The organism is Psychrobacter sp. Ps4 (assembly GCF_022129285.1).
Taxonomy (GTDB): Bacteria; Pseudomonadota; Gammaproteobacteria; order Pseudomonadales; family Moraxellaceae; genus Psychrobacter; species Psychrobacter immobilis_A.
Genome location: NZ_JADQAK010000001.1, coordinates 306,512 through 322,585 on the forward strand (window position 1 = coordinate 306,512; position 16,074 = coordinate 322,585).

Genomic DNA, 16,074 nt, shown 5'->3' on the forward strand with positions numbered 1-16,074 from the left:
ATTTACTTTTAGGTTATTTATGCCATTTTTTACTGCTAATACTGCTCTTAAAACGTCACTACTGAGCAGCACGCTTGCGGCGCTGTTATTTATGACGGGCTGTGATAAAACACTAGAAACCGCCGACGATACGACCAGTGGTGCAAGCACTGCTGAAGTTGATGCTACCAAAGAGACTCCTGCACCTGTCACTCAAAACGACTTGGTCATGACGACAATTACGCTAGATACTGTCAACAGCCTACTTTTTGCACCAGTTATCAATAGCGGTGCGCTCAGCGCAGAGCAAATCAGCTGCCTCGAATCACGCGATAAAGACTTGGGTAAAGCCGAAGTCGATCGTTTCTATAAGAGTCAGTTTACCGATGCAGAGTTACAAGAGTTAGATGACTTTTATACGTCAGAGGTAGGGAAAAAGCTGATTACGTTTGGTAATGAGCAACTGCGTGTCATGAATGGTGAAGAGATTGCAACGCCACTGGCTGACCCTACCCCAGAAGAGATGACTGAGATTCAGACATTCATGGAATCACCACTGGGTGTCAAGTACATGAAAATCAATAATGCAGAAGGCGAAGGCAGCGCAATGGAAGTCTTGAATGGCCCTATTGAAGCGGAGTTTGCGCGTTGTAAGGTCGATTTAGATGGTCCACAGCCTGAACAGCCTGCGTAATACTTGACTGGCGCTATAGTCAGTCATCAACTGACAAATTTATTATTAGAAACTTAGAAACACCGTTTTTCACCCAAAAAGCTACCCACAAAAGGAATTTCATCATGGCAGCACAAAACCCATCAACAAAAGTATTGTCAGGCGCAGGTCTACGCGGACAAGTCGCTGGCAAGACCGCTCTATCTACCGTCGGCAAGTCAGGATCAGGTCTGACGTATCGCGGTTATGACGTGTCAGAACTGGCAGACAAATGTATCTTTGAAGAAGTCGCTTATCTACTGCTTTATGGCAACTTGCCGAACCAAACTGAGCTTGACGCTTATCAGACCAAGCTCAAAAGCTTGCGTGGTCTACCACAGTCATTAAAAGACGTGCTTGAGCGCATTCCTGCCGAGTCTCATCCAATGGATGTTTTACGTACAGGTTGCTCTATGCTGGGTAACTTAGAAACCGAAATGAGTTTTGAGGAAGAAAACGACCAAGCAGATCGCATGCTTGCGGTATTCCCTTCTATCATCAACTACTGGTATCGGTTTACCCATGACAACGTGCGTATCGAAACCGAAACTGATGATGCCACCATTGGCGGTCACTTCTTGCATCTGTTAAAGGGTGAGAAACCAAACGAGCTACACACAAAAGTGATGAACGTCTCGCTTATCCTCTACGCAGAGCATGAGTTTAACGCTTCAACCTTTACGGCACGCGTTTGCGCCTCTACGCTATCTGATATCCATTCTTGTATAACAGGTGCGATTGGCTCATTGCGAGGCCCTCTTCATGGCGGCGCGAATGAGGCGGCAATGGATATGATTGAAGGCTTTAGCTCACCTGATGAAGCCGAAGAAGAAATGATGGGTATGCTGGCGCGTAAAGACAAAATTATGGGCTTTGGTCATGCCATCTATAGCGAGTCAGATCCGCGTAACGTGGTGATTAAAGGCTGGGCTGAAAAACTGGCAGCGGATGTTGGTGATGAGGTGCTATACCCAGTATCAGTGCGCTGTGAAGAAGTCATGTGGCGCGAGAAAAAACTGTTCTGTAATGCCGACTTTTTCCATGCTTCTGCCTATCACTTCATGGGTATCCCAACCAAACTGTTCACGCCAATCTTTGTCTGCTCGCGTCTAACGGGCTGGGCGGCACACGTATTTGAGCAACGTGCTAATAACCGCATTATTCGCCCAAGCGCGGAATATACCGGTGAAGAGCTACGCCCAGTACCAGAGATGAGCGCGCGTTAATCCATATATATTTACTATCTCGTATAAGTGCTTACGCGAGATAACCAGTTTAACTGCTAGATATATTCACCATTTAGCAGTTAAACTTTTTCTTAATAATCTCACTTTCTGTTTAAGCATATTTTTTTAGCAAAGCCTTCTTCTAACTTCTAATTCCACTGACGATTTTGCTAAAAGAATGACTATTTTTTAAATTTAAACCAGCCAACTGCCAAAGGTGACTCATGGACAACGCCCTAGTACAACCAATGAATGATCAATTCAAAAAGCCCCTGCCAGATACCGACCTCTATTACTTTGACACCCGTGAGGCTGTCGAAAATATTGAAGCTGGCGCGTATGACAAGCTACCGTTTTGCTCAAAAGTACTATGTGAAAACTTGGTGCGCCGTTGCCCACCAGAAGAGCTAACCGCGGCGCTTAAACAGCATATAGAAGGCAAACAAGATTTAGATTTTCCTTGGTACCCTGCCCGCGTGGTTTGTCATGATATTTTGGGTCAGACGGCGTTTGTTGATTTGGCGGGCTTACGTGATGCCATCGCTGAGCAAGGCGGTGATCCATCTAAAGTAAACCCTATTGTACCGACTCAGCTCATCGTTGACCACTCGCTAGCTGTTGAGCATGCAGGCTTTGAAGAAAACGCATTTGAGAAAAACCGTGCTATCGAAGAGCGCCGTAACGATGACCGTTTCCACTTTATCAACTGGTGTCAGTATGCTTTTGATAACGTCAACGTCGTACCGCCCGGTAACGGCATCATGCACCAAATCAACCTAGAAAAAATGTCACCGGTTGTACAAGTCGTACAAAATAAAGCTGGTGAACAAGTCGCGTTTGCCGATACTTTGGTTGGTACTGATAGCCATACCCCGATGGTTGATGCTTTAGGCGTTATCTCAATTGGTGTTGGCGGGCTTGAAGCTGAGAGCGTCATGCTAGGCAACCCGTCGTATATGCGCCTGCCAGATTACGTTGGTGTTAAATTAACCGGCAAATTGCAAAAAGGCATTACTGGTACCGATTTGGTATTGGCGATGACTGAATTCTTGCGTGATGCAGGCGTGGTCTCTACTTATATTGAATTCTTCGGTGAAGGTGCACGCCAATTAAGCGTCGGTGACCGTGCTTCTATCTCAAACATGACCCCAGAATATGGCGCAACCGCAGCGATGTTCTATATCGATGAGCAAACCATCGATTATTTACGTCTCACTGGCCGTTCTGAGGCTCAAATTAAATTGGTTGAGCAATACGCTAAGCAAACCGGTCTATGGGCTGACGGCATGGAAAATGCAGTTTATGACCGTGTGCTTGAATTTGATTTATCCGCTGTTGTCCGTAACATGGCAGGCCCTTCACGTCCGCATGCGCGTGTTTCAACCACAGATTTGGTTGCGAAAGGGATTGCTCATGGCGAAGGTGATAAATTACCTGAACCAAAAGATGGTCTAATGCCAGATGGCGCCGTGATTATCGCCGCGATTACCAGTTGTACCAATACGTCTAACCCGCGCAATATGGTTGCTGCTGGTCTTGTCGCCCGTAATGCTAATAAAAAAGGCTTGTTGCGTAAGCCTTGGGTGAAATCATCTTTAGCACCCGGCTCAAAAACGGTAAAAATGTACCTAGAACAAGCCGGTCTGATGCCAGAGCTACAAGAAATCGGCTTTGATGTGGTTGGCTTTGCTTGTACCACTTGTAACGGTATGAGTGGCGCGCTTGATCCTAAGATTGAGCAAGAAATCATTGAACGTGACTTATTTACCACCGCGGTACTATCAGGCAACCGTAACTTTGATGGTCGTATCCACCCGTATGCTAAGCAAGCGTTTTTAGCGTCGCCACCACTGGTGATTGCTTATGCTATCGCCGGTAATATCCGTTTTGATATTGAAAAAGACTCGTTGGGTAAAGACACGGACGGCAATGACGTGTATCTAAAAGACATCTGGTTTGATGATGACGAAGTTGATGCTATCGTTGCCAAAGCGGTGAAGCCTGAGCAATTTAATGCCGTTTATATCCCGATGTTTGATGAAGCCAAAAAAGACACCGGAAAAGTATTAAGCCCACTCTATGACTGGCGCGAGCAGACCACTTATATCCGTCGTCCGCCGTATTGGGAAGGCAAAATGGCGGCGATGAATAAGCTAAAAGGCATGCGTCCATTGGCGGTGCTTGGTGATAACATCACTACCGACCATTTATCACCGTCTAATGCGATTTTGGGTGACTCAGCAGCTGGCGAGTACCTTGATACTATGGGTCTGCCAGCAGAAGATTATAACTCTTATGCGACCCATCGCGGCGACCATTTAACCGCCCAACGTGCAACCTTTGCTAACCCTAAATTGCTAAATGAGATGGTACGCGATGAAAAAGGTGACGTTATCCAAGGCTCATTAGCCCGAGTTGAGCCAGAAGGTCAGGTCATGCGCATGTGGGAAGCGATTGAGACCTATATGAACCGTGAGCAGCCGCTCATCATCATCGCAGGTGATGGCTATGGTCAAGGCTCAAGCCGTGACTGGGCGGCAAAAGGTGTGCGTTTGGCTGGTGTGGAAGTGGTGGTCGCAGAAGATTTTGAACGTATCCATCGTCAAAACTTGGTTGGTATGGGCGCACTACCTTTGCAGTTTAAAGAAAGTGTCAATCGTAACACCCTAAATATCGATGGCACCGAAGTATTTGATATCGAAGGCGAAGTATCTGCTGGCGGCGAGATGACGCTAGTGATTCATCGTAAAGACGGCACCGTTGATAAAGCACCTGTTATCTGCCGTTTAGATACCGCTGATGAAGTCAAAATGTATAACGCAGGCGGTATGCTACAGCGCTTTGCCAAAGAGTTTATCGATGGCACGTTAGATATCGTTTAATAGAAACGAATAAACAACAGCGATAGCTGCCGTACACGTGACAAAAGCCAATGTTATATTTATATGGCATTGGCTTTTTTAGTAGTCTCACAATAGATTCTGATACTCTTTAGTCTTATTAGGCTTCTATCCATTAAATACATTACTTATAGTACTTTATTTAGATGAATTTTCTTAAAAAATAAACATTTGTTTTTCTATTTAGTATAATTGTCATTTTTTATCATAAGAAGTGGCATGAAAAACATCAATAGAACTTTTATTATTTTGATTTCTGTATTGAATCTTAGCGGTTGTAGTAGTCTCACTGATTTATCAATGGTAGACGTCTCTATTTCCATTGTCATTATTGCTATTATTATTGGTTGTTGGGTTTCTAATGTACGTACCGGCCGCGATATACAAGAGTCCGTTGATAGTATTATACAAATTCGACGGGAACAACTTGAAATGGCTAAGTCCGATTTGAGACCTGGCATTGATGAAGGCGACCCAGTTTCGCAGTATCTCTTGGCGCTTAAATTTCATACTGGTGATGGTGTCGGTCAAGACTTAGTAGCAGCGTGTTACTGGTACAGTTTGTCCGCTGAAAGTGGATTTATTCATGCCGTGACAACTTTAGCCCTTATGTATATAAAAGGATGGGGTACCAAGCAAGATTTGACTAAAGCTGCTAAGCTTTTGTCTATTGCCTCAAAAGAAGGCGATCTGCAGGCACAGAACTTTTTAGCAGCAGCCTATTTAAACGGATGGGGTGTTCGAAAAAATGAAGAAAAAGCACGTTATTGGCTGCAACAAGCAGCTGCACAAAACTCTGAAGAAACCAGTGAGTCTATAAATATGTTGTCGCCGCAATCTATTGAATCATTAACAATGGTCATTCAAAACGGTGATGAATATATCGTACTAAAATAATAGGAATAAAAAAATGACCCGACCAAACCCTGCTTTCGCCCCACAACTATCTGTCCCTGCCACCTACATGCGCGGAGGTACGTCTAAAGGTACCTTCTTTAAACTCTCCGACCTACCAGAACGTTGCCAAGTCGCTGGCGAATCACGTGATAACTTCCTATTACGGGTCATCGGCAGCCCAGATCCTTACGGTAAGCAAATCGATGGTTTGGGTAATGGCAGCTCTAGTACATCAAAAACGGTAATTTTATCGGCCTCTGACAGACCAGACCATGATGTGAATTATCTGTTCGGACAAGTCAACATCGCTAAGCCTATGATTGATTGGGCGGGTAATTGTGGCAACTTAACCGCAGCCGTTGGTGCCTGTGCCATTAATATGGGTTTGGTCGATGCCGACAAAATCCATAACAGCATCGACGACAATGCAGATAGCGGTATTTGTGAAGTACGCGTTTGGCAAGAAAATATCGGTAAGACGATTATTGCCCATGTCCCAGTCTATAAAGATGCAAATCATAAAGTACAGGTTCAAGAGACGGGCGACTTTGAATTAGACGGTGTCACCTTCCCAGCGGCTGAAGTCAAAATTGAGTTTATTGACCCTGTAGATGCCACCAGCGACATGTTCCCTACTGGCAACTTGGTCGATGACTTCGATGTAACGGACTGCGGCCTAAATGTCGATAGCGTCAAAGCCACCTTTATTAGCGCTGGCATCCCGACCATCTTTATGAAAGCTGAAGATTTGGGCTTTACCGGTACTGAATTACAAGGTGATATCAATAGCGATGGTGAGCTACTTGCCAAGCTTGAGAAAATTCGTGCTACAGGCGGTGTGGCGATGGGCTTATTTAAAGACGTGAGCGAGGCACAGACCAGCCAACACATTCCTAAAGTCGCTTGGGTAGGTGCAGCACAGAGCTATACCGCTTCTAGTGGTAAATCGGTCGATGCAGGCGAGATTGATTTAGTCGTACGTGCTATGAGTATGGGTCAATTACATCACGCCATGATGGGTACAGCTGCCGTTGCTATTGCTGCTGCGGCAACCACACAAGGCACATTAGTGAATGAGGCATCAGGTGGTGGCGAGCTGACAGAGGTACGTTTTGGCCATCCATCAGGTACATTGCTCGTCGGTGGAAAAACCGAACTGGTCTATGGTCGCTGGCAAGCCAAAAAAGTCTCGATGAGCCGCTCAGCAAGGCGTATTATGGTTGGTGAAGTTTTTGTACCAGCGGATAGTTTTTAACTATTAACTTTACTCTCGCCATATATCATTAACATCCCGCCTATAGTGACTAAGGCTAAACCAGAAATTTTATAGATATCTATTGTTTTAACCTCTAAGCCAAATAAGCCAGTTTGGCTTAGAATCAAGGCAAAATACATTTGCCCTAGAAAAACCCAGAGCAATGTATTACCTGCGCCTATTTTTGGCGCAGCAATAAACATAAACAAGATATAGAAGCTGCCCAAAAATCCTGGTAACCACATCCACCATGTCGCATTTTCAATTATTGGCGGCTTGATGCCACCACTCATCATATATGACAGCACTAAAGAAGCCAATGCACCTCCTAAGTATAAATAAAAGGTAGATTGGATCTGCGAGGCTTGCGTACTTTCTCGAAAAGCGTTGACAATAGCCAGCTGTAGCGGAACAATGGCACCGCCTAACAGGCTAATCAAGATATAAGGAAGCATTTTCAAATGGCTTCTACCAAAAGAGAACAAAGAATGGTTCTACATAATACCAAACTTTATTTCAATAATTTAATATAAATATGATTTAGTAAAATATTAAAATCCATGAGCTAAGTTTTTATGCCAACATCTCCCCAGCCACGCCATGTGCAGTTAGATAAAAAGCCGCCCGTCGAGAAAAAGGAGCGGCGGGCTTTGTTATGGGATATCCTCAAAAAGCTTGCCGTCTTTGCCGCGCCATATAAAGTATTAATTATTGCCACTTTGATATTAACCGTACTGGGTTCATTTACGGCTCAGGTCAATGCTTTTGTGCTTCGCTATGCCGTTGATACCTTGACCGAAATTGCCACGCTTGCCGAGCCGTGGCAGGCAGGCGTGCGTATGCTAGGTATCATCAGTGTGGTATTGCTGACTAAAGAGATATTGTCGATATTCATCTCGTTTGGGCAACGCTTCTTTGGTGAAAAGATTCGTATCAATCTATCACGTGATTTGTCACAAAAGATCATTGAGCGTATCTTAACCTACCGCATGGCATTTTATACCAGTAGCGAAAACGACAGCGGCAAGTTGCAAACGCGTATTGATTATGGGGTCAGCAGTTTAACCAGTTTAGTGCAAAACTTCTTTATCGATATGCTACCGCTGTTTGCCAGCGCGATCGTCTCACTCATCATTATGTTTTCGACCAATTTTTGGATAGGCTTGGTCGGTCTTATTGTCATACCGATTTACTTTTTTATCAGCCAAAAACAAGCGCGGCGTCTACAAGGATTCCGTCGGCAGATGCGTGGCTATCGAGAAGCCAAAAGTGGCTTGGTTATCTCCTTGATCAACTCTATCAGCGTGGTGAAATCCTTTGTTCGTGAGTCGATAGAAGCAGAAAAGCACTTAACCATTCAAAAAGACATGACTGACAATCAGCTGCGCATTCGCAGTATTGGTTTTATTTATGATGCGATAAAGACCTTTATTGAGCAAATTGGCGTGGTGGTAATCATTCTGCTGACATCCTACTTTGTTTTAAAAGGCGAGATGACCATCGGTATGATTTTATTCCATGTCATGCTATTCCAAAACGTCGCCGCCCCTATTCGTCAATTGCATCGTATCTATGATCAGATTAATAACGCCCTGACTTACGCTGAAGGTTTCTTTGATATATTAGAAGATGAAAGCCAAGTTGAAGATATCGCGGGCAGAAGTAGTAAAAATTTAAAAGGTCATATTGAGCTGAAAAACGTCGATTTCACGTACCCGAATGGCACGCAAGCGCTCAAAGATGTCAGCTTTACTATCAAGCCCAATCGTATTACTGCGCTGGTGGGTTTAAGTGGTGCTGGCAAGAGTACGATTATCAGCTTATTGGTAAAGTTTTATGCGCCAGATAGCGGCACTATATGGCTAGACCGGCATAATTTAGCTGACTGCGATACTCATGAATTGCGTCAAAATATTGGCCTGGTACTACAAAGCAATCATATCTTTTCGGGTACGATTAGCGAAAATATCCGCTATGGTGATATGAATGCGACTGAGGAAGATATTATCATTGCAGCAAAAAAAGCTTCCATTCATGAGCAAATTATTAATTTAGCAAAAGGCTATGAGAGTACAGCAAAGTCATTGTCTGGTGGTCAACAGCAACGTATCGCGCTGGCACGGATGTTTTTAAAAGATCCACCCATTGTGTTTTTGGATGAGCCAACCGCTAGCCTCGATGCTATCGCCAGCCAACAAGTGAAGAAAAGCCTAGATCTCATCAAAAAAGATCGTACCGTGATTATGGTTTCGCATAATATTGCCCAAATTATCGATGCGGATGACTTGGTCGTGATAGAAGATGGTCGCGTGGTTGAAACTGGTACGCATGAAGCGCTGTATGAGAAACACGGCAAGTATTTTGAGATATTCAATGCCATGTCGGACAGCTTAAATTTGGATAAAATCAGCCAGACTCTAAAGGGTTAGGAATGGTCAATGTGTACCTAAATCGTTATAATGCCAATCTTTTACCGCCTATTTCCAGAAGCTAGCCCACTATGACTTGTGAATTTTCTATCAAAACCTTTGATGAGCTGACCTCAGTTGATCTCTATCATATTTTAAAAGCCCGATCACAAGTGTTTGTGGTTGAGCAAAACTGCGCCTATCAAGATATGGATGAGGTGGACTTTGATTGCCTCCATCTTATCGCGCATCAAAACGAGGCGTTGGTAGGCTACTGCCGTATCATTCCGCCTGAATTTAATAAATTAAAATCCAATCTATCGGTCGCTGACCCTACGATTAAGACCAATCATACTGCTGTGCCTGCCATCGGTAGAGTGCTGGTCTTATCAGAGCACAGAGGTGACGGTATAGCACGGCAGATGATGATTCATGCCATTGCGCACTGCCGTAAAAAATACGGTAAAAAGCGCCCGATTATACTCTCTGCACAAGCCTACTTACTCAGCTTCTATGAGTCCTTGGGGTTTGTCCCTGAAGGCGATCATTATCTCGAAGACAACATAGAGCATGTAAAAATGGTTCTATACGTTGCCAAGAAAAACAAAGTACAAAAAGAGCGTACTGAGTCTGCCTCCACGACGAACAAAGTCTTAAGTTTTCTGCTGTTTATCATGGCGGCTTTATTTGTGTTAGGTCTACTATATTTGATGATTTAAGCACGCCGCAAGGTTTTAATTTTTAACATAATTCAGTTTGGTTGTTTCATATTGAGTGTGCTACTTTTAAATGATGGCTAATTTAAAAAGATGACCGAGATAATGGGTCAAGGAAGTAGCACACTCAAGGAAGAGGAGACAACCATGTCAAATGATAATTCAGATACAACACATTCAAATAAAAATGATGCAACGGTAGAAAGCAATGTCCGTCCAGAATATGACATTGAGATTCAAAAGATTGCTGATTATGTGCTTAATTATTCGATAGATAACGACTCCCCCAATAGCGCAGATGCTTGGAATACTGCGCGTCATTGCTTGATGGATACGCTTGGCTGTGGTCTGCTTGCGCTACGTTTCCCTGAATGCACCAAGCATTTGGGACCAGATTGTGCCGATCAGCTCACACCTAATGGCGCGCGCGTTCCGGGTACAGCCCACAGACTAGATCCTATCAAGGCCGCCTTTGATATCGGCTGTATGGTGCGCTGGCTCGATTATAATGACACGTGGCTGGCTGCTGAATGGGGGCACCCTTCGGACAATTTAGGCGGTATCCTAGCAGTCGCCGATTATATCAGCCAACAAAATGTCAGTCGCAATCATCAGCCATTAACCATGCGTGAGGTGCTCGAGGCTATGATTATGGCACATGAGATTCAGGGGGTAATTGCACTCGAAAACTCATTCAACCGTGTGGGTCTTGACCATGTGTTTTTAGTTAAATTGGCCTCTACCGCTGTGGTCGCCAAGCTCTATAAATTGCCGCGTGAGCGTATCATGGCTGCCATCTCGCAGGCGATCGTCGATGGTCAGGCGTTGCGTACTTATCGTCATGCACCCAATGCCGGTAGCCGTAAATCTTGGGCGGCAGGCGACGCTACCAGTCGTGCGGTACGCTTGGTTGATATTACCCGTCGCGGTGAAATGGGTATCCCTGGTGCACTCTCCGCACCACAATGGGGGTTTTATGATGTATTGTTTAGCCATACCAATAAAGACTTAGCCCTTAAACCTGCAAACGAGCGCCGTTTTACTTTCCAGCGTGAGTTTGGCAGTTACGTGATGGAAAATATCTTATTTAAGCTAAGCTTTCCTGCCGAGTTTCATGCGCAGACTGCTTGTGAGGCTGCGGTTATTTTACATCCACGCATTGATGATAGAATCGACGATATTGAAAAAATTGTCCTGACCACTCATGAATCTGCGATTAGAATCATCTCTAAAGAAGGCACATTGGCCAACCCTGCGGATCGCGATCATTGTTTGCAATATATGGTCGCGGTGCCTCTGCTCACTGGCGATTTAATGGCAGAAAACTATGAAGACGATTATCATGCACAGCACCATGTTTTGATCGATGGTCTACGCCGCAAAATGATCGTAGAAGAAGATGCGGGTTATTCAAAAGATTACCATGACCCAAGCAAGCGCTCGATTGCCAATGCCATTCAGATATTTTTTAAAGATGGTAGCAGTACCGACAAGGTTGTTGTCGAATACCCTATCGGACATAAGCGCCGCCGCAAAGAAGGTATTCCTGTATTAGAAGCCAAGTTTCGTGCCAGTTTAGCAACGCGATTTATCGACAGTCGCTGTCAGGATATTTTTGCGCTTTGTAGCGATCAAACCCGCTTAGAGCACACACCTGTACATGAGTTTATGGACTTGTTTATGGCGAATTAAGCATGTGCCTATCTAAAAATAACCCTTATCTTATCAATAAAATAGGTCGTGTTCTCATATTAAGGACACGACCTATTTTTATCTCTTGAATTAGCTTTGTGAACGTTTCAATCATTTAGAGCTACCAAGGTATGGATTCCCCTGCCCAGTCAACAAAGCTTCCTGATTGCATCGCCTTCATACGGTTAAGCACTTCTAATAAGCATTCCGCACTGTAGGCTGGCGAGAACAACTGACCTTCGGCCACATTACCTTGAAAAGGGGCGGATAGTTGCGTATTTACCGTTCCTGGTTGCATGACAACCACGCACACGTCTTTAAGCGAGCGACTCCATTCAATACTCAGGTTTTTCATGCCCATATTGAGTGCCGCTTTACTCATACGATAGCTATACCATCCGCCCAGCTGATTGTCACTGATACTGCCAACGCGCGCGGATATCGTCGCAAAGATTGCGGGCTTGTCATTACTACGCGCAGATTTGGCTAATATTGGTCTAAAATGCTTGGCAATGAGTAAGCTGGCTAAGGCATTCACTTGCATGTTTTGTAAAAAGAAATCAGTCTCAACCTGACGCAGCGCTTTTTCTGGCTGCTGCGTCGCCGTATGTAACAACCCTGCACAATTGATAATCCAATCAATATGAGTGGTTTGCTGCTGAATAACCTCGGCTGCTTGCTGGATACTCTGTTCGTCGCAGAGGTTCATGGATATCCAATGCAGATTGTCAGCCTCAAAATCAGGTACATTGCGATGATAAGTCGCAAAAACATGAATACCCTGTTTTCCACCATTATCGGTATTCGCATTCTCATCCTTATTGTCACTGGCAGTGCCATCTACTAGTTGCTTAATCATCGCTCTACCAATGCCGCCTGTACCACCAACGATTAGATATGTTCTGTTATTCATGATGATTCCTTTTTTGGATTCTCTTTAACAGCGTTTTTTCACCCTTGTCATTATCATTTCGTTCATTATTCATTTTGGCTGATTTTTATTGTCTTTACCATGATAAAAATGCTTAATAAATGTTCATTTTTTAACATTTGGCGAAGGCGTGTCCTCATATATACGCTACAATAATCAAGAATTATCTCCTACATAAACGCCTTTATATGGATGTTATCGCATTATGCTATCACCCCAAGATCAATTGACTGAGTTGGTACGCACGCTTGAGACGCAGCAACATGTCTTTGCCACTGACCCGCTACTTATCACGGAAAAACTACAAGGTGAGGATGGCAAACCCATTCAAAAATTGCACCGCCGAGCCTCACGTATCGATAGTAACGGTGCGCTGGCACGAGTATTGGGCAAAATTGACGGGCGTATTAAAGGCATCATGGTGGTCATGAGCGTGGTGTGGTGTCTCTCGGGATTTTTGGGATTATTCACCTTACTACAGACCAATGTGGTGAATTTCTTTTATGTCTTGGTTTGCTTGCTGGGTTTTCATACTATTATGCTGTTAGGCTGGCTGGTGATGACCCTGATTAATCAAGGCAAGCAGTCTTCGAATTGGTTTGCCAATTTTGTCAGTCCCAGTTATCTGATACGTGGCAAGGATGATGTTACCAAGGCGGCAGTCGACTTGTACGAGCGCCAATTACAGCATAGCGGGATGCGCTGGTATTTGGGGCGCTTTAGTCATCAGTTATGGCTGGCAACGTTGACAGGTATGCTGCTGGCGATTATTTTCCTATTGATTGTGCGTCAGTATAGCTTTAGCTGGGAGTCGACTTTACTATCCGATCAAGCGCTAATTACTTTGACACAGGTACTTGGCTGGTTACCAAGTATGGTGGGATTCGATGTGCCAGACAGCACCGCTATCGTCCAGAGTCGCTTGGTGACTGATGCGATGCCATTGACTGTCGCGCGGCAATGGGCAGGCTTATTGGTTGGTAGTTTGCTGATGTACGGTATTGTACCAAGAGCGATTGCTTGGGCGTTTTGTGCATTGATGTTCCGTCGTAAAAAGATGCGGTTGGACATTAAGCAGCCTTATTATCAAAAGATTTTAAACTTTTGGCAACGTCAGGTGGTAGATGCTGATGACTTTAATGAAGTGCCCGTTCCTATTGCGCCAAAAGCAGCCGTCAGCGCTGGCAAGAAGCTGGTTGCTTTGCTTGAGTATCCAGCAGAGCAGGATAACTGGTGGCTTGCAGGTCTGGATGCCAATATTAATAATAGCGAGATAGAGAATTTCGGTATCGTTGATGATCGTGACGATATGGCACGTTTGAAGACGTATTTAGACAGTCACCCAGTGCAGGTCTTACTTGGCATTCATCATAAAGCCTTACCTGACCGTGGTACGCTACGCAAACTTGATCAAATCGCTGCTCACGCCAAAGATGGACTCATTGTGCAGCTGTTGAGTGATTCAAGCGCTTTAGAGTTAACCAAGCAGGTTGCAGACTATCAAGATGTTCGTTATCAGCAGTGGCAAACCGCACTCTCTGCCCGCAACATTGGTCTAGTGAATACTTGATTGACTAGCCAAACTGGGATTATCAGTTACTTAAGACAAATGGTTAGTATTAATACCGAAATAGCACACAATTTGTTCTACAAAAAAAGCCACTGTATGTTTTGATCATTAATAAATATAAGACGATATTATGAATAATGATAATAAAAAAGAGAATTATGAACACAATAAGCCTGCTGGTCTCTTTGCAGATAAGGCTTATGAGGCAACCCCTAATACCGCAAACAGCACTTTAAAATCAGCTGTAACTCAAGACAATCAACTTTTATCAACTGAACCATTAACAACAACGACAAGTATGACAAGGAAAACCATCGCCAATGGTGAACCGCTAAAATTGGCCGTCGTTGGTCATACCAATACGGGCAAGACATCCATACTGCGTACCCTATTGCGTGACGTCTATTTTGGTGAAGTCAAAAACGAAGCCGCAACTACCCGTCATGTAGAGCAAGCCAAATTGACAGACAGCCAAACGGGCGAAGTGTTGGTGGTATTGTATGACACACCGGGTCTAGAAGATGCGTCAGGATTGATGGATTGGTTGGAAGACAATACCGCCAGCCGCCGTGATGGCATTGAGCGTTTGCAACAGTTTTTGGCAGCAGACATTGCCCAAGGTGGTGATGCGCAAAATAGCAATGAGGACTATAGCCAAGAGGCCAAAGTGATTCGGCAGCTGCTGGCAAGTGATATGGCCATTTATGTCGTCGATGCACGTGAGCCAGTACTCGGTAAATATAAAGACGAGTTAGCTATTTTATCTTGGGCAGCGATTCCTGTCATGCCAGTATTTAATTTCACTGACGCTCAAGATGCCAATATAGATGAGTGGCAGACGATGCTAGCGCGTCGTAATTTGCATATTTCTACACGCTTTGACTCCGTGGCTTTTGAGTTTGCAGATGAAATGCGCTTATGGCAGAATTTAGCCACCATGCTTACCCACTCTGAGATGCTTGAGCAGTTGATGGCACGTCGTACTGAAGACTGGGCACAGCTTTATGATGAGGCAAATATTATCATTGCTGATTTTTTAATCAATGTCGCCGCTTTCGTACGAGAGATTGGCGAAGATGATGATCCCATGCCGGTATTACAGCAAATGCAAGAAGCGGTCAGACAGAGCGAACGGGCGATGCAGAACAACTTGCTCAATTTATATAAATTTTATGACAATGACGTAGCGGCAACGCCACTTGAGCTAAAAGCCTATCAACAAGATCCGTTCGACCCTGAGCTGCTAAAAAGTTACGGTATTCGCACCACTTCTGGCGCGGCAGCTGGCGCGTTATTAGGCTTAGGGATTGATGCGGCCGCTCTTGGTACAACCTTGGGATTGGGTGCCGCGATAGGCGGTATCGCAGGTGGGCTGTTATCTAATACCAGTAGTATTGCCGATAGAATCACTGGAGTAAAACGTTTGTATATCGACCCTGCAACATTGACCTTGTTGGCAACGCGAGCCATAGATTTACTCACCGCCCTACGTCATCGTGGTCATGCAGCAACTGATGCCACGCAATTGCTGTATAAAGGTGAGAAATCCAGTATTGAACAGTCGTTAGATGACGAAAGCACCACTGTCACACCATGGCCGACACATAAATTGCCAAGTGAGCTAAAAAAAGCTCGTGGCAAACCGCAGTGGTCATCACTCAGTAGTGGTAAGTCTGAACAAGCGCAGCTATTACGCGCAGATATGGCATGGTCGCTGGCAAGTAAGCTGTTGTCATATAAACCTGAACAATGATCGCCAAGTTTGACTAAAGTTGTAGATGTGATTGT

At 44.5% G+C, this 16,074-nt stretch carries 12 protein-coding genes; 10 read left to right on the plus strand and 2 right to left on the minus strand.

Features of this window, described 5'->3' with window-relative positions; all coding sequences use genetic code 11:
• The first annotated feature begins 19 nt into the window (after nucleotides 1–19).
• The 5 genes from I3252_RS01215 to prpF all read left to right on the plus strand — a co-directional run bounded on the left by I3252_RS01215 (nucleotide 20) and on the right by prpF (nucleotide 6,969).
• Nucleotides 20–673 (plus strand): DUF2059 domain-containing protein, encoded by a 654-nt coding sequence (locus I3252_RS01215; RefSeq protein ID WP_238033947.1) that lies wholly within the window; start codon nucleotides 20–22, stop codon nucleotides 671–673.
• A 104-nt stretch (nucleotides 674–777) separates the two neighbouring features.
• Nucleotides 778–1,917 (plus strand): 2-methylcitrate synthase, encoded by a 1,140-nt coding sequence (gene prpC, locus I3252_RS01220; protein WP_238033948.1) that lies wholly within the window; start codon nucleotides 778–780, stop codon nucleotides 1,915–1,917.
• A 224-nt stretch (nucleotides 1,918–2,141) separates the two neighbouring features.
• Nucleotides 2,142–4,799, plus strand: coding sequence for a Fe/S-dependent 2-methylisocitrate dehydratase AcnD (acnD, locus tag I3252_RS01225; protein ID WP_238033949.1), 2,658 nt, complete (start codon nucleotides 2,142–2,144; stop codon nucleotides 4,797–4,799).
• 237 nt (nucleotides 4,800–5,036) lie between these two features.
• On the plus strand, nucleotides 5,037–5,714 hold the full coding sequence (locus tag I3252_RS01230; RefSeq protein WP_238033950.1) for a tetratricopeptide repeat protein: 678 nt from the start codon (nucleotides 5,037–5,039) through the stop codon (nucleotides 5,712–5,714).
• A gap of 13 nt (nucleotides 5,715–5,727) precedes the next feature.
• Nucleotides 5,728–6,969 (plus strand): 2-methylaconitate cis-trans isomerase PrpF, encoded by a 1,242-nt coding sequence (gene prpF, locus I3252_RS01235; RefSeq protein WP_238033951.1) that lies wholly within the window; start codon nucleotides 5,728–5,730, stop codon nucleotides 6,967–6,969.
• Here the strand turns inward: prpF and I3252_RS01240 are convergent.
• On the minus strand, nucleotides 6,966–7,430 hold the full coding sequence (locus I3252_RS01240; RefSeq protein WP_238033952.1) for a DMT family transporter: 465 nt from the start codon (nucleotides 7,428–7,430) through the stop codon (nucleotides 6,966–6,968). The two genes, prpF and I3252_RS01240, sit on opposite strands and share 4 nt — an antisense overlap.
• Nucleotides 7,431–7,544: 114 nt before the next feature.
• On the opposite strand from I3252_RS01240, the gene I3252_RS01245 reads away from it, so the two are divergent.
• The 3 genes from I3252_RS01245 (at nucleotide 7,545) to I3252_RS01255 (ending at nucleotide 11,785) form a co-directional block, all read left to right on the plus strand.
• Nucleotides 7,545–9,398 (plus strand): ABC transporter ATP-binding protein, encoded by a 1,854-nt coding sequence (locus I3252_RS01245; protein WP_238033953.1) that lies wholly within the window; start codon nucleotides 7,545–7,547, stop codon nucleotides 9,396–9,398.
• A 71-nt stretch (nucleotides 9,399–9,469) separates the two neighbouring features.
• Nucleotides 9,470–10,096, plus strand: a complete 627-nt coding sequence (locus I3252_RS01250; protein WP_238033954.1) for a GNAT family N-acetyltransferase — start codon at nucleotides 9,470–9,472, stop codon at nucleotides 10,094–10,096.
• 144 nt (nucleotides 10,097–10,240) lie between these two features.
• Nucleotides 10,241–11,785: a bifunctional 2-methylcitrate dehydratase/aconitate hydratase gene (locus I3252_RS01255; protein WP_201606087.1), complete on the plus strand. Its 1,545-nt coding sequence runs from the start codon at nucleotides 10,241–10,243 to the stop codon at nucleotides 11,783–11,785.
• A gap of 121 nt (nucleotides 11,786–11,906) precedes the next feature.
• Here I3252_RS01255 and I3252_RS01260 read toward each other — a convergent pair whose 3' ends face one another.
• Nucleotides 11,907–12,698 (minus strand): SDR family oxidoreductase, encoded by a 792-nt coding sequence (locus tag I3252_RS01260; protein ID WP_238033955.1) that lies wholly within the window; start codon nucleotides 12,696–12,698, stop codon nucleotides 11,907–11,909.
• A 223-nt stretch (nucleotides 12,699–12,921) separates the two neighbouring features.
• On the opposite strand from I3252_RS01260, the gene I3252_RS01265 reads away from it, so the two are divergent.
• Nucleotides 12,922–14,286 carry a DUF2868 domain-containing protein gene (locus I3252_RS01265; RefSeq protein ID WP_238033956.1) on the plus strand — a complete coding sequence of 455 codons (1,365 nt, stop codon included), beginning with the start codon at nucleotides 12,922–12,924 and terminating at the stop codon, nucleotides 14,284–14,286.
• Between the two features lie 130 nt (nucleotides 14,287–14,416).
• Nucleotides 14,417–16,039 carry a DUF3482 domain-containing protein gene (locus I3252_RS01270; RefSeq protein ID WP_238033957.1) on the plus strand — a complete coding sequence of 541 codons (1,623 nt, stop codon included), beginning with the start codon at nucleotides 14,417–14,419 and terminating at the stop codon, nucleotides 16,037–16,039.
• The last annotated feature ends 35 nt before the right edge of the window (nucleotides 16,040–16,074 follow it).